The organism is Halobaculum rubrum, from assembly GCF_019880225.1.
GTDB classification, from domain to species: domain Archaea; phylum Halobacteriota; class Halobacteria; order Halobacteriales; family Haloferacaceae; genus Halobaculum; species Halobaculum rubrum.
This window is the reverse complement of record NZ_CP082284.1, coordinates 2,308,244-2,321,885: the sequence shown is the minus strand read 5'-3', so window position 1 is coordinate 2,321,885 and position 13,642 is coordinate 2,308,244. Positions and strand designations below refer to the sequence as shown.

Sequence of the window (13,642 nt, the reverse complement as noted above, 5' to 3'; positions counted from 1 at the left end):
CGGTGGATCACCTGGCGGCGTCGGCCGATCCGTCGCCCACTGAATCGCCGTCGACCCACCGGTCGATAACCCACCGGAACAGCACGAGCCCCTGCACGACGAACAGGTTCGTCACGAGGAAGAACACTGCTTCCTCGACGGGGAGCCCGGCGATCTCGATCCCGGTCGTGTACCGCTCCGAGAGGATCCAGATGTCCATGGCGATGGCGACGCGGTCGATGACACACAGGTACAGCGCCGGGATCAGCGTCGCGAGCGCGACGAGGCGGCGCCGAGCCCACAGCTGGGGGGCGCCGACGGCCCACTGCAGGGCCAACACCGGGGCCGCCCACGCCGCGATCGCGCCGAGGTACAGCGTCGCGTCGGTGCCGAGCATCGCCCACCCGCCGACCCCGATCGCCGCCGCCAGCCCAACGCCGGCGACCCGCGTGACGACCGGACGGTCGGCTCTGGGCCACGCCGACGGGATCGAGAGATGCGAGAGCCACAGCGCCGTCAGCCACGGCTGGACGAGGATGAACAGGTACTCGCCCACGGGCGCGTGGCCGAGGGTCGCGAGGGTCGCGCCCTCGCCGTATCCCCAGACCCCGACGGCGATGAGGTAGTTGTCCCACGGGACGGTGTACGCGAGCGCCACGAGCGTGACGACCGCGACGCCGGTCCAGTAGCGCCGCCCGTAGCCGGACCGCGCGACCGCACTGTCCCCGACCGCGCGTGGCGCCCCAATGTGGGAGCGACTCACGAACCCGGTCGCGGTCAACGCCAGCACGGCCGGCACGAGGAACGCGAGGTGGAACTGGAGATACGTGAGCACGGTCGTCATGGTCGGTGGTGTGTCATCGATGTGGGTTCCGTCGGCGCACGGTCGTCGCCGCGGGTCGTCGGGTCGCGTCGGCGCCGGGGTACTCCGGCGGCGACCCCTCGGAGCCGATGCGGTCGACGGCGATCAGTCGAAGTCGGTGCGGTCGACGGCGTCGGCGCCGGGCCGATCAGTCGGCCGCGGTGGCGTCAGCCGTCTCCGAGCCGGCGGCGTCGAGGACCTTCCGGCTCGACAGCAGGATGATCCCGAAGCCGACCTTCGCGACCAGGTCGAGGACCATGAAGCCGGCCGTCTCGATGTTCAACGAGATGAGCCCGAGGCCCTCGGTGCCGACGATCCACCAGACCGGGTAGATCAGCCAGATGACGACGATCAGGTTCCGCAGAGTGCTGAACGTCGACGCCGCGTCGCCCGAGAGCTTGCTGGCCTTGTCGGCGAGTGAGCCGTACAGCATGTACAGGAGCACGAGCAGGAAGCCCGTCGAGACGCCCCACCAGACGAGGCGGCGTGCCCCGACCGAGAGGACGCCCGCGCCCTGGCTCAGCGTCGCGACGGCGCCGGTCCCGATCATCAGCACGTCGAGGCCGACGAGCGAACCGATCTCGTTGCGGTTTGCACCCACAAGCAGGCCCAGGTCGACGAGCAGCAACGGCGTGGTGAAGAGCCAGTCCGTGTACCGTGCCCAGTATATCGGCACTTCCTCACCGCCGAGTTCGACGATCGTTATGCCGAACCCGAGCGCCATCGCGAGGTAGTTCACGAACGCGATGGCGGTGATGAATATCGTGACGATATAGAACTCCTGTCGTCGACGGTCAGTTTCGCCCCAGCCCTTGGCGATGAAGTACAGCATCCCCAAGAACATTCCGAGCGTGCCGATCCACAGCCAGATTCCTTCGCTGCCGGGTTGTGGCATGATGCATTCCTTTGTATGGGTGGTATACAGGTAAGCGAGATACGCAACTAGTTGGGGTCTCCGGTCGCACGCATCGATTCGGACGGTTCCGACCCGACGAACGCCGCCACGAGTTTCCGCTCGGCCGCGCGGAGGTGTTGATGGAACGTCGAGCGGCCGATCCCCATCGTCGCGGCGATCTCGTCGCCGTCGGCGTTGCGTGGCCACTCGAAGTAGCCGGCGGCGAACGCACGGACCAGCGCGGCGTGCTGTCGTTCGGTCAGTTCTTCCTCCACGGCGGCGACGAACTCGGGCGGGGTCCGATCCCGTTGGGTCCGTCGGCGGTAGCCGAGTAGTTCCACTCGATCGTAGCGGTCGGTGACAGCCTCGACCAGTGACTGTGCGAGGGTTTCACGTGCGACAGACACCGAGAGACGGGCGCTGTCGGCGTCGGCGATCACCGCAGTGAGGTCGGCGCCGTACTCCGCCATGAGCGTTCGGAGCTGGGAGTCCGGCACCGACAGTTCGACCACCGCCGCGTCCGCGGTCTCGGCGAGCACGGAGTGGACGCTGACCGACTCGTCCCCGGCGGCTCGGATCGCGTCGGCGTCGATTACAGCGCTGTCGGCCGATGCCTCGAACAGCATCGAGGGTCGGTCCCGGTCGCCGAGCGCGCCGCGATGGCGCAGCGTACAGCCGGCGGCCTCGGCGACCGCCGACAGCGGGTGATCGCCGATCCCGAACTCGATCTCGACCGTCTCCTCCTCGCGAAGCGTTCGCTGGCTTTCGATCGCGTTGAGTCCCGTCGCGACAACGCGCCCCAGCGCCGTCAACACGGCTCGCTCGTCGTTCGCGAATCCCCCATCAGTTCGGGTGTATACGCCGACTGCGCCGTACGTCGCGTCCCCGTAGTGGATCGGGATCGCCGCGACGGCGGTGACGCCGTCCGGCGCCCCGTCGATCGGCTCGGTATGGACGAACCGTTCGGACATCGCCGCCGAGACGGCCGCCGCGACCGGGCCGCCGGGGGACTCGGTGTCGTCGACGGTGGAGCCGTCACCCGTCGCGTCGCCGAGGGGGTGGCGGCTCCCGGCCACGTCGCCGTTCGTCGAGCCCGCCGTCGTCCTGACCTCGATCTCGTTCGAACCGGGGTCGTAGCGACCGATCCACGCGCCGGCGTACGTCCGGTCGATGCGGTCGACGACGTCGCGTTCGAGGTCGGTGCGCGAGGTCGAGCGAGTCACCGCCTCGGTAACGTCGACGATCACGCCGTCGAGCCGCCGGAGGAGGCGCCGCTGTGCGACACGCTCGCGTTCGATACGCGCGGCCCGGTGTTCGGCGGCGCGCTCGGCGCGTTTGCGTCGTGTCACGTCCTGCTGGAAGCCGACGTAGTGGGTGACTCTCCCCGTGTCGTCGCGTAGGGGAGCGATCGTAACCTCGTTCCAGAACAGCTCGCCGTCGCGCCGGTAGTTGCGGACCTCGACGGTCGTCGCCTCGTCGCGCTCGATCGCCGCCCGCATCCGCGCGACCGGTTCCTCGCTCGTCGCCTCGCCCTGCAGGAACCGGCAGTTTCGACCGACCGCGTGCGACGGCGGGTAGCCGGTTATCCGCTCGAAGGCGGCGTTCGCGTACACGAGCGGCATGTCCGGCTGCGTCGCGTCCGCGATGGTGATACCGACGGGCGCCTCGTCCATCGTCCGCGTCTTCAGCGCCTCGTCGACGGCGTCGGTACTCGCCGCGGTCGGGCCGCCGGACACGTCGAATCGACCACCGGCGGCGGCGGCCGTTCCAGTGGGGTCGTCGGAGCCGTCTCGCGCCATAGAGCAGTGAGGAGCCGGATCGACAAAACGTGACGGGGTAAGGGACCGGCCACCGGGATCGGGATGACGAACGCGCGACCGGCTACGGCCAGTTACCGTTATCGGCGAACGCGTCGGCGACACGCTGGACGGCGACGACGTACGCCGCCGTCCGGAAGCTCGGCAGGTCGAACGACTCGTAGCACTCGGTGAGGTCGTCGAACGCGCTCACGATGTGTCGCTCCAGTTCCTCGTTGACGCGCTCCTCGGTCCAGTAGAAGCGCTGTCTGTTCTGGACCCACTCGAAGTAGCTGACGGTGACGCCGCCGGCGTTCGCGAGGATGTCGGGGAACACGTGTACGTCGGCCTCGGTGAGCACGTCGTCCGCCTCCGGGGTGAGCGGGCCGTTCGCGGCCTCGACGATCACGTCCGCCCGCACGTCGCGGGCGAGGTCGCCGTCGATGGCGTTCTCGAGGGCGGCGGGGACGAGCAGGTCCACGTCGAGCGTGAGGAGGTCCTCGTTGGTCAACTCCTCGTCAGCGTCGGGGTATCCGGAGACGGAACCGGTCTCGTTTTTGTACGCTTTCACCTCGCGGGCGTCGAGCCCGTCCTCGGCGTAGACGGCCCCGGAGGAGTCCGAGACGGCGACGATGTTCGCCCCGAGGTCCTCGATGAGGTACGCCGCGATGTGGCCGGCGTTGCCGTAGCCCTGCACGGCGACGCTGGCGCCCTCGATGTCCTTGTCGAGGTAGTCGAACGCCTCGCGGGCGGTGAACATCGTCGACCGACCCGTTGCCTCGACGCGGCCCTCGGAGCCGCCGGCCTCCAGCGACTTGCCCGTGACGACGCCGGGTTCGGTCGTGTTCTCCAGCGTCTCGTAGGTGTCTTTGATCCAGTTCATCTCCCGCTGGCCCGTGTTCACGTCGGGCGCCGGGATGTCTTTGTCCTCGCCGATGAACGGGCGCAGTTCCTCCGCGAACGAGCGCGTGAGCCGCTCGATCTCCGCTGCCGAATAGTCGGACGGATCGACGACGATCCCGCCCTTGCCGCCGCCGTAGGGGATGTCGACGACGGCGCATTTGTACACCATCCACCCCGACAGCGCCTTCACCTCGTCGCGGGTGACCCCCGGATGATAGCGGATACCGCCCTTGTACGGGCCGCGGTCGCCGTTGAACTCCGAGCGGAACGCGCGGAACCGCTCCAGCGACCCGTCGTCTTGTTTCACGGAGAGATTCAACTCTAACACGCGTTCCGGATGCTTGAGCCGGTCGAGCACGTCGTCGGCGACGCCGAGGTGTTCCGCCGCGTCGTCGATCTGCTCTTGAAGGCTCTCGAATGGATTGGCTTCGTCCGTCATTATGCTCTGCTTCCAGCGGTCGGCGGTTATTTCTACCGACGCTCGGCTAACTATATCACTTAACAAACAACTGTGCCGATCTCGCTCGCAACCGTCTTCTGTATTATTGAATATATATACCTAAGAAAAATCCATATCATCAATACTATATTCACCTCTCTCCGACCGACGGACATCGACCCCGCCGTGTCCCGGCGGTCGGCATCTCACAATGTCCACTGGAACAGCAGACAGCAGCGAGAAGCGCGTCGCCACCGACGAACAGAACGAGCAGGACTCGGAGCCGGAATCGGCCCTGGAGACGGCCCGACGGCAGTTGGAGCACGCCGCCGCGCACCTCGACGTCGACCCCGGCGTCGTCGAGCGACTCAAACACCCGACTACTGTCCACCGCGTCGCGGTTCCGCTGGAGCGCGATGACGGCTCTGTCGAGGTGTTCACGGGCTATCGCGCCCAACACGACGACGTGCGCGGCCCGTACAAGGGCGGCCTGCGCTTCCACCCCGACGTGAGCGAGGACGAATGCGTCGGCCTGTCGATGTGGATGACCTGGAAGTGCGCCGTGATGGACCTCCCGTTCGGCGGCGGGAAAGGCGGCGTCGTCGTCGACCCGAAGGACCTCTCGGACGGCGAGCACGAGCGTCTCACCCGGCGGTTCGCCGAGGAACTGCGGAAGTTCGTCGGCCCGAAGAAGGACATTCCGGCGCCCGACATGGGCACCAACGCGCAGACGATGGCGTGGTTCATGGACGCGTACTCGATGCAGGAGGGCGAGACCACCCCCGGCGTTGTCACGGGTAAGCCGCCCGTCGTCGGCGGATCGGAGGGGCGCGAGGAGGCGCCCGGCCGGTCGGTCGCGATCATCACACGCGAGGCGGCCGAGCACTACGACTACGATCTCGACGGCCTCACCGTCGCCGTGCAAGGGTACGGCTCGGTGGGTGCGAACGCGGCGCGCCTGCTCGACGACTGGGGAGCGGACGTGGTCGCCGTCTCCGACTCCGGCGGGGCCGTCCACGACCCGACGGGGCTCGACGCCCAGGCGATCCCAAGCTTCGCCGAACAGCCCAACGCCGTCACCGGCTACGCCGACGAGACCGACGGCGCCGAGCTGCTCGACGACGGGAACGACATCCTCGAACTCGACGTTGACGTGCTGATCCCGGCGGCCGTCGGCAACGTCATCACCGTCGACAACGCGAACGAGATCCGCGCCGACATCGTCATCGAGGGCGCCAACGGGCCGACGACGTTCGCGGCCGACGAGATCCTCGCCGAGCGCGGCGTCCACGTCATCCCGGACATCCTGGCGAACGCCGGCGGCGTCACCGTCAGCTACTTCGAGTGGCTCCAGGACATCAACCGCCGCACGTGGACGCTCGAACAGGTCCACTCCGAGCTGGAGTCGGAGATGCTCTCGGCGTGGAACGCCGTGCGCGGCGAAGTCGAGGCGAAGGACATCACGTGGCGCGACGCCGCGTACGTCGTCGCGCTCGATCGCATCGCCGAGGCGAAGAGCGTCCGCGGCCTGTGGCCCTGATCCGGTAGCGGCTCGCTCGGAGACCCCATTCTCCGGCCGTCACTCGTCCTGCTGACCGTCCCATACCCCAGCCAGTCGCGCGTACTCGCGGACCCGTTCGGCCTGCGCGATCAATGGCGCGTCGACCATCTCGCCGTCGACCTCGAACACGCCGCGGTCATCGGCGGCCGCGGCGTCGCGGGCGGCCAGCACTGACTTCGCCCACGAGATCTCGTCGCCCTCGGGCGTAAACGCCTCGTTGATCACGGGCACCTGCGAGGGATGGATCGCCATCTTCCCGTCGTAGCCGAGCGTCGCCGCGAAGCGCGTCTCCTCGGCGAGCCCCGGCTCGTCGCCGAAATCGGTGTAGACGGTGTCGATCGCGTCGACGCCGGCGGCCGCGGCCGCCGCGACGGCTTTCTCGCGGGCGTACAGCACCTCCGTTCCCTCGTCGGTCCGCGTCGCGCCTAGGTCCGCCGAGAGGTCCTCGGCGCCGAAGGCGACCGCGTCGGTCGGCCGGGCGTCCGCGATCGCTTCTGCACCGAGCACCCCGCGCGCCGTCTCGATCAGCGCGATCACGGGAACCGGGCGATCGTGCTCCCGGAGTTGATCGCCCAGGTGCTCGACGGCGTCGGCCGACTCCGCCTTGGGGAACATCACCGCGTCGAAGTCGGCGCCGCCGTCGGCGACGACCTCGAGATCGCGGTACGTCTCCGTCCCGGTGACGCGGACGCATACTTCCGCCTCCGGGTCGAAGTCGGGGTCGGAGAGCACGTCGCGGACGGCCGCCCGTGCTTCCGCCTTCCGACCGGGCGCGACCGCGTCCTCGAGGTCGAAGACGATCGTGTCCGCGCCCGTCGCGGGCGCCTTCCGCAGCAGCTCGGGGCGGTCGCCGGGAGAGAACATGACGCTACGCCGTGGCATAGGTCGGCGTTCGTCCGACCGGCGTATCAATCCCGCCGACTGGATCCGAGCGAACGACCGAACGCCGGCGAGCCGTGACGGCGGGTCCCGCACGGTTTTCACCCGCCCCGCCGTCGCCCCGCTCATGGCCGGCAAGTATTACGAGGAGTTCGAGGTCGGCGAGACGATCGTCCACGAGAAGCGTCGCACCGTCTCCGAGCGGGACAACCAGGTCTTCTGCGACATGACCATGAACCAGCAGCCGCTCCACCTCGACGCCGAGTTCGCGGCGGAGACGCAGTTCGGCGAGCGCCTGGTGAACGGCATCTACACGATGGCGCTGGCGACGGGGCTGTCGATCCCGGACACGACCGACGGTACCATCGTCGCGAACCTCTCGTACGACGACGTGGAGCACCCGAACCCGGTGTTCCACGGCGACACAGTCCGCGCGGAGTCGACGGTGCTGGACAAACGCGAGACCAGCGACGGCGAGCGCGGCGTCGTGACGATGCGCGTCGACGCGTACAAACTCGACGCGGACGCCGACGCCGCGGAGGAGGGAGACAACGACGGCGAGACGCTCGTGTGCACGTTCGAGCGGACGGTGCTGTCACTGAAGCGCGAACACGCGGAGTGAGGACCACCGGCGGCTGGTTTTATGCTGCTCGGTGCGACACGCTTCGCTATGTCGTCACCCTCCGGCGACGGGGAACTCCCCGACGGCTTCGACTGGCTCTCGCTCGATCCCGAAGAGGAGGTCGTCTGGACGGGCAAGCCGCACTCGATGAGCCTCGTCCCCGCGCTCGTCGTCGGCGTTCCCCTGTCGCTGGTGCTCATCGGGATCCCGATCATTGTCGCCGCGTACCTCTCGCGCGAGAACACCGAGTACGTGATCACCACCGAGGCGCTGTACGTGAAACGCGGCGTCGTCTCCCGGGACGTAAAGCGCGTCGGCTTCGAGAAGGTGCAGGACACCTCGTACGCGCAGGACTTCTTCGGCACGCAGTTCGGCTACGGGAGCGTGGACATCTCCACCGCCGGCGGGTCGGGCGTCGAACTCAGCTTCGACAACGTCGAGCAGCCCAAGCGGATCCAGGAACTGGTGAACGAGCGCATCCGCGCCCGCAGCCGCGGTGACGCCGGCGACGGCGAGTCGACGGCCGACGTGCTCGACGACGTTCTCGCGGAACTGCGCGCGATCCGCGCCGCGATCGAGGGCGACGCAGCTCCCGACGCCGACGGGGACTCGCTCGCGCACGACGCGACGGCGGAGACCGACACCGTCGACGGCGACGAGGAGTGATGTCCGACGCCGGTTCCGCGGACGTGCCGGACGCCGTGCCGGTCGACGACGAGTCCGTGATCTGGACCGGTCAGCCGCGGCTCTCGGCGGCGATCCCCGCGGCGTTCGTCGGGGTGCTCGTGGCTGCCGTGGGGATGGCCGTCGCCGTCGGCCCGGCGGCGACGAGCCGGTTCGGCGTCGCGATCGCGGCGGTCGCCGTCCTCGTCGGCCTCGCGATCCCTGGAGCGGCCGTGCTGTCGCTGGTGAACACGCGGTACGTGCTCACCGACCGCGCGGCGTCGGTGAGGACGGGCGTCGTCGGGCGACGGGTGCGGCGAGTGCGGCTCTCGACGGTCGAGAACTCCGCGTACGAGCAGTCCGTCTCGGGATCGCTGTTCGGCTACGGCACCGTGACACTGGAGACGGCGGCTGAGGGGCTCTCCTTTCGACGCGTCGACGACCCGCAGGCGGTACGATCGCTCGTCGACGAGCACGCCCGTGACGCCGGCGGCGGCGACGGCGAGTCGATCCCGGGGTCGATCGACTCGTGGCGGGCGGTCCGCGAGGAACTCCGGCTGCTCCGCGCGGCGCTCGACCGATGATCCACGTCACTGCGGAGACGATCTGTGGCGCTATCGCGTGAGGAGCTGTCGAGGAAGTGTGGGGCGAACAGGCGATGCGGCAGCGTCGGACGACGGGGCATCGCGCACCCGCTGGCCGTCGTCCGGTCGCTCGTCAGGTCACGGACGGGCTGGTCCCGCCATCGAATAAAAACCCGATCAGAGGACTGTGCCGTGTTTCTTGTCGGGGATCGACTTCTCGATGTCCTCGTAGAAGTCGAACCGCTGGACGAGTTCCTCGCGGAGATCGGATGGCGGGACGATCTCGTCGATGACGACCTCGCTGGCCATCCGGTGGATGTCGATGTCGCGGCGGTACTCCTCGCGGAGTTCGTCCTCGCGCTCGGCGCGCTCCTCCGGATCGTCGATCTCGGCGAGCTTGTTCGCGTAGACGGCGTTGATCGCCGCCTCGGGGCCCATGATTCCGATCTCGCCGGAGGGAAGCCCGATGACTGACTCCGGCTCGTATGCGGGACCGCCCATCGCGTAGATGCCCGCGCCGTACGCCTTGCGGACGACGACGGTCTGTTTGGGAACGGTCGCCGAGGAGGTCGCGTAGATGAACTTCTTCCCCTTCTCGAGGATGGCGTCCTTCTCGACTTGCGATCCGGCCATGAACCCCGGCGTGTCACAGAGGTACAGCAGGGGGATCTCGTAGGCGTCGCACGTCCAGATGAACTCCGCGGCCTTCTCGGCGGCGTCCGGGAAGATAGCGCCCGAGCGCTCGGTCGGCTGGTTCGCGACGACGCCGACGGGCTTGCCGTCGATGCGGGCGAACGCGGTGACGATCTCCTTCCCGTACTCGGGCTTCAGCTCGAAGACGGACTCCGCGTCGCAGATGCGGTCGAGCAGGTCGTGAACGTCGTACGGCCGGTTCGGTGCCTCGGGGATCAGCTCGTCGATGCCGTCGGAGGAGTACGTCGGCGGCTTCGGATCGCTCCGGGGCGGCTTCTCGCCCGCCTTGTCCGGGAGGTAGGTGACGAGGTCGGCGACGAGTTCCCGGGCGTGCTGTTCGTCCTCCGCGACGAGGTCGGCGCTGCCGGAGTACTTCGCGTGCACGTCGGGGCCGCCGAGGTCGTCCATCTCGATCTCCTCGCCGGTGACCATCTTCACCATCCGCGGCGACGCGATCGCCATCGCGGACATCCCCTCGACCATGACGGTGAAGTCGGCGAAGACGGGTGTGTAGGCGGCGCCGGCGATGCAGGGGCCGTAGAGCACGCAGATCTGCGGGACCCGCCCGGAGAGCATCGAGTGGTTGTAGTAGTACTTCCCGATCCCCTCCCGGTTGGCGAAGAAGCCCGTCTGCTCGTCGATCCGGCCACCTGAAGAGTCCATCAGGTACAGCACCGGCTTCCCGTTCTTCAGCGCCCGCTGCTGCATCCGGAGGAACTTCTCGACGCCGCGACCGGCCATCGATCCCGCCTTCACGGTGAAGTCGTTCGCCATGAAGTGGAGGTCGCGGCCCTCGAAGGTCGCGGCGCCGGTGAGGAGCCCGTCGGCGGGGAGGCGGTTCCCCTCGTCGGACTCGTCGACGTCCGGAGAGTTCCCGTGCCACGCGTCGAAGTGGGCGAACTTGCCGTCCTCGAACTTCACGCCGTCCGCGGCGCCCTCGCGGTCGGCGTCGCCGACGCCGCCCTCGCCGCCCTCGCCGAACCAGAGGTCGAGGCGGTCGCGGACGAACAGCTTTCCCTGTCCGGGAAGCCGATCCCTGTACTTCTCGGGGCCGCCCTGCAGGATGTCGTCGATCTCCGCTCGGAGGGCAGCCTCGCGGTCGGTCGGACCCAGATCGTCGTCCAGCGGGTACTCGATCTCGGGGGGCTCGGCGACCGCGAGCGGCTCGTCGGCGTCGTCGCCGGCGTACACCTCGATGTCGACGCCGAAGTGCTCGGCCAGCGCCGAGGCGATGGCGCCCGCCTCCTCCTCGGTCGCCGCCGCGCCCACGTGGACTTTCATACGGAGGTGTGCGCAAGAATTGCGGAAAGAGTTTTCCATGGACGGCGGGGCGAGTCGCCCGTCCGCGATCGCCTGTCAAATCCCTTTCCACACGGTCGATCTGGACAGACTCAAGGCGACCGCGCCGAACATACGGGCGTGAGCGACGATCACGACGACACCCTCCGATCCCTCGCAGAGCTGCCGACGATGGCCCACCCCGCGCCGACCCCCGACGGCGACGAGGTGGCGCTGTACTACGACATCGACGGCCGCAACCAGCTGTACCTCCTCGATCCGGACTCCGGCGACTTGGAGCAGTGGTCCGACGGGCAGGTTCCGAAGGACGCCCGCCACGGCTTCGCGTGGGACGCCGCGGGCGACCGCGTCTTCTTTCACCTCGACGAGGCCGGCAACGAGCAGAACGACGTCCACGCGATCGACCGCGACGGCACCGCCGAGCCGGTCGTCGAGATGGACGGGCAGTCGACGCTCCAGTCGGTCGGCGACGACGGCGAGACGCTGCTGGTCGGCTCGAACGCCGACGGCCAGATGAACGTCTACCGTCACGACCTCCCCTCCGGCGAGACGACGAAGCTCACCGACTACGACCGCGCGGTCTGGACGGCGGAGCTGTCGCCCGACGGCGAGCGGTTCGCGTTTATGACGAACACTTCCGAGGACTACGACAACGCGGACGTGTTTATCGCCGACATCGACGGCTCGAACGCCCGGAACCTCGAGATCGGCGAGACCGGCGCCGAGTCCGCCCCAGCCGACTGGCACCCCGACGGCGACGCGCTGCTCGTCTCCGACAACACGCCGGACAAGGGGCGCTGCGGCGTCTACGACCTCCAGGCCGACGACGTGACGTGGTACGGCGACGGCGAGTACGAGGAGACGCCCGCGTTCTTCCTTCCCGACGGCGAGCGGTTCCTCGCGACGCGCTCCCGGGACGCCGAGGCCGTCCCCGTCGTCTACGACGTCGAGACCGGCGAGGGCCGCGAACTCGACCTGCCCGGCGGCGTCGCGTCGCTGGCGGACGACACGCCGCTTTCGGACGGACGCGTGCTGGTCCAGCACACGACACCGACGCGGCGCTCCGAGCTGCTCGCGTACGACATCGACACCGACGAGTACGAGACGGTGCTGGAGGCGGAGTACGGCCCCTTCTCGCCCGAGGACTTCGCGGACGCCGAGTACTTCACCGTCGACTCCGACGGCGTCCCAGAGACGCCCCAGCGCGCCGTCGACCACGACCCCTCCGAGGAACTGGAGATCGGCGCGATCCTCTACGACTCCGGCGAGCGCCCGTCGCCGCTGGTCGTCAACCCCCACGGCGGTCCGCGCGCCCGCGACACCCTCTCGTTCAGCTACCGCACGCAGTTCCTGCTCTCGCGCGGCTTCTCGGTCCTGCAGGTGAACTACCGCGGCTCCACCGGACGCGGACGCGAGTTCGTCGAGGAGCTGTACGACGACTGGGGCGGCGCCGAACAGGGCGACGTCGCCACCGCGGCCGAGCACGTCCTCGCGGAGTACGACTGGCTCGACGACGACCGCGTCGTCGTTTTCGGCGGCTCCTACGGCGGCTACTCCGCCTACTGGCAGCTCGTCCAGTTCCCCGACCTCTACGACGCCGGGGTCGCGTGGGTCGGCGTCTCGGACCTGTTCGACATGGCCGAGAACACGATGCCGCACTTCCGCTCGGAGCTGATGGTGAAGTACCTCGGCGAACCCGACGAGAACGAGGCGCTGTACGAGGAGCGCTCGCCGGTCACCTACGCCGACAACCTCGCCGCCCCGCTGCTCATCGTCCACGGCGTCAACGACCGCCGGGTGCCCGTCTCGCAGGCACGGATCTTCCGTGACGCCCTCGAGGACGCGGGCTACGAGGAGGGCGACGGCTACGAGTACGAGGAGCTCGGCGAGGAGGGACACGGATCCTCGGATATCGACGACAAGCTCCGGAGCCTCGAACTGCTCGACGACTTCTTCGATCGACGCGTCGGCACCGTCGAGGCGGACATGGCCGCGGGCGACGACTGAGCGGGGTCGCGGTCGTCGTAGGTCGAGGTCTCCCTTCCGATCGGCCCCGTTGATCTTCTGGGCTGCTCGCCCGCAAGCTCGCCGCCGCCTATCCGAGGCGCTCGATCGCTCGCTTCGTTCGCTTCCTCGCGCCTCGCTATTCTTCTGGGCGGCTCGGCCCACAGACCTCGCCGCCGGCGCCCCGAGGCCTCCCTTCGGTCGGCCTCGCTAGTCGAACATCTTGTCGTCGAACTCCGGCACGTCGAACCCGCCCTCGCCACCCCACCCGTCCATCACCCGGCTCTGGTACAGCATCATCGCCACCTGCGGCACCGCCTGCGGCGGTACCGGCGAGGAGTCGTCGAACGCCTCGGCAGCCCAGCCGTTGTACTCGTCGACGATATCCATCGCGTCCTTAAAGCTGCGCAACATGAGCGCCTTGTATCGATCTCGCATTGTCCGGCATCCGCAGGCCCGACGT

General features: G+C 68.6%; 12 protein-coding genes. 5 read left to right on the top strand and 7 right to left on the bottom strand.

Annotation, left to right across the window (positions count from 1 at the left end):
• Positions 1-7: 7 nt before the first annotated feature.
• The 4 genes from K6T25_RS11975 to K6T25_RS11960 all read right to left on the bottom strand — a co-directional run bounded on the left by K6T25_RS11975 (position 8) and on the right by K6T25_RS11960 (position 4,874).
• Positions 8-823 carry a lycopene cyclase domain-containing protein gene (locus K6T25_RS11975; protein ID WP_222914383.1) on the bottom strand — a complete coding sequence of 272 codons (816 nt, stop codon included), beginning with the start codon at positions 821-823 and terminating at the stop codon, positions 8-10.
• Between the two features lie 166 nt (positions 824-989).
• Positions 990-1,736, bottom strand: a complete 747-nt coding sequence (locus K6T25_RS11970; protein ID WP_222914381.1) for a bacteriorhodopsin — start codon at positions 1,734-1,736, stop codon at positions 990-992.
• A 47-nt stretch (positions 1,737-1,783) separates the two neighbouring features.
• Entirely contained in the window at positions 1,784-3,535 is a 1,752-nt protein-coding gene (locus tag K6T25_RS11965; RefSeq protein ID WP_222914379.1) for a PAS domain-containing protein, read from the bottom strand.
• 82 nt (positions 3,536-3,617) lie between these two features.
• Positions 3,618-4,874, bottom strand: coding sequence for a Glu/Leu/Phe/Val family dehydrogenase (locus K6T25_RS11960; RefSeq protein ID WP_222914377.1), 1,257 nt, complete (start codon positions 4,872-4,874; stop codon positions 3,618-3,620).
• 211 nt (positions 4,875-5,085) lie between these two features.
• Here K6T25_RS11960 and gdhB point away from each other — a divergent pair, with 211 nt between their 5' ends.
• The gene (gene gdhB / locus K6T25_RS11955) at positions 5,086-6,414 is read left to right on the top strand and encodes a glutamate dehydrogenase GdhB (RefSeq protein ID WP_222914376.1); all 1,329 of its coding nucleotides are present in this window, start codon (positions 5,086-5,088) and stop codon (positions 6,412-6,414) included.
• A gap of 39 nt (positions 6,415-6,453) precedes the next feature.
• Here gdhB and K6T25_RS11950 read toward each other — a convergent pair whose 3' ends face one another.
• Positions 6,454-7,317, bottom strand: a complete 864-nt coding sequence (locus K6T25_RS11950) for an HpcH/HpaI aldolase/citrate lyase family protein (protein WP_222914374.1) — start codon at positions 7,315-7,317, stop codon at positions 6,454-6,456.
• A 124-nt stretch (positions 7,318-7,441) separates the two neighbouring features.
• On the opposite strand from K6T25_RS11950, the gene K6T25_RS11945 reads away from it, so the two are divergent.
• The 3 genes from K6T25_RS11945 to K6T25_RS11935 are packed head-to-tail and all read left to right on the top strand — an operon-like array spanning position 7,442 to position 9,183.
• Positions 7,442-7,936, top strand: a complete 495-nt coding sequence (locus tag K6T25_RS11945) for a MaoC family dehydratase (RefSeq protein WP_222914372.1) — start codon at positions 7,442-7,444, stop codon at positions 7,934-7,936.
• Positions 7,937-7,984: 48 nt separating this feature from the next.
• Positions 7,985-8,602 carry a PH domain-containing protein gene (locus K6T25_RS11940; RefSeq protein ID WP_222914370.1) on the top strand — a complete coding sequence of 206 codons (618 nt, stop codon included), beginning with the start codon at positions 7,985-7,987 and terminating at the stop codon, positions 8,600-8,602.
• Positions 8,602-9,183, top strand: a complete 582-nt coding sequence (locus K6T25_RS11935; RefSeq protein WP_222914368.1) for a PH domain-containing protein — start codon at positions 8,602-8,604, stop codon at positions 9,181-9,183. The genes K6T25_RS11940 and K6T25_RS11935 overlap by 1 nt, the downstream gene beginning before the upstream one ends.
• A 177-nt stretch (positions 9,184-9,360) precedes the next feature.
• Here K6T25_RS11935 and K6T25_RS11930 read toward each other — a convergent pair whose 3' ends face one another.
• Entirely contained in the window at positions 9,361-11,157 is a 1,797-nt protein-coding gene (locus K6T25_RS11930; RefSeq protein WP_222914366.1) for an acyl-CoA carboxylase subunit beta, read from the bottom strand.
• 189 nt (positions 11,158-11,346) lie between these two features.
• Here K6T25_RS11930 and K6T25_RS11925 point away from each other — a divergent pair, with 189 nt between their 5' ends.
• Positions 11,347-13,182, top strand: coding sequence for a S9 family peptidase (locus tag K6T25_RS11925; protein WP_345778236.1), 1,836 nt, complete (start codon positions 11,347-11,349; stop codon positions 13,180-13,182).
• 207 nt (positions 13,183-13,389) lie between these two features.
• On the opposite strand, the gene K6T25_RS11920 is transcribed toward K6T25_RS11925, so the two are convergent.
• A complete protein-coding gene (locus K6T25_RS11920; RefSeq protein ID WP_073311031.1) occupies positions 13,390-13,617 on the bottom strand; it encodes a hypothetical protein in 228 nt (75 codons plus the stop codon).
• Positions 13,618-13,642: the final 25 nt, after the last annotated feature.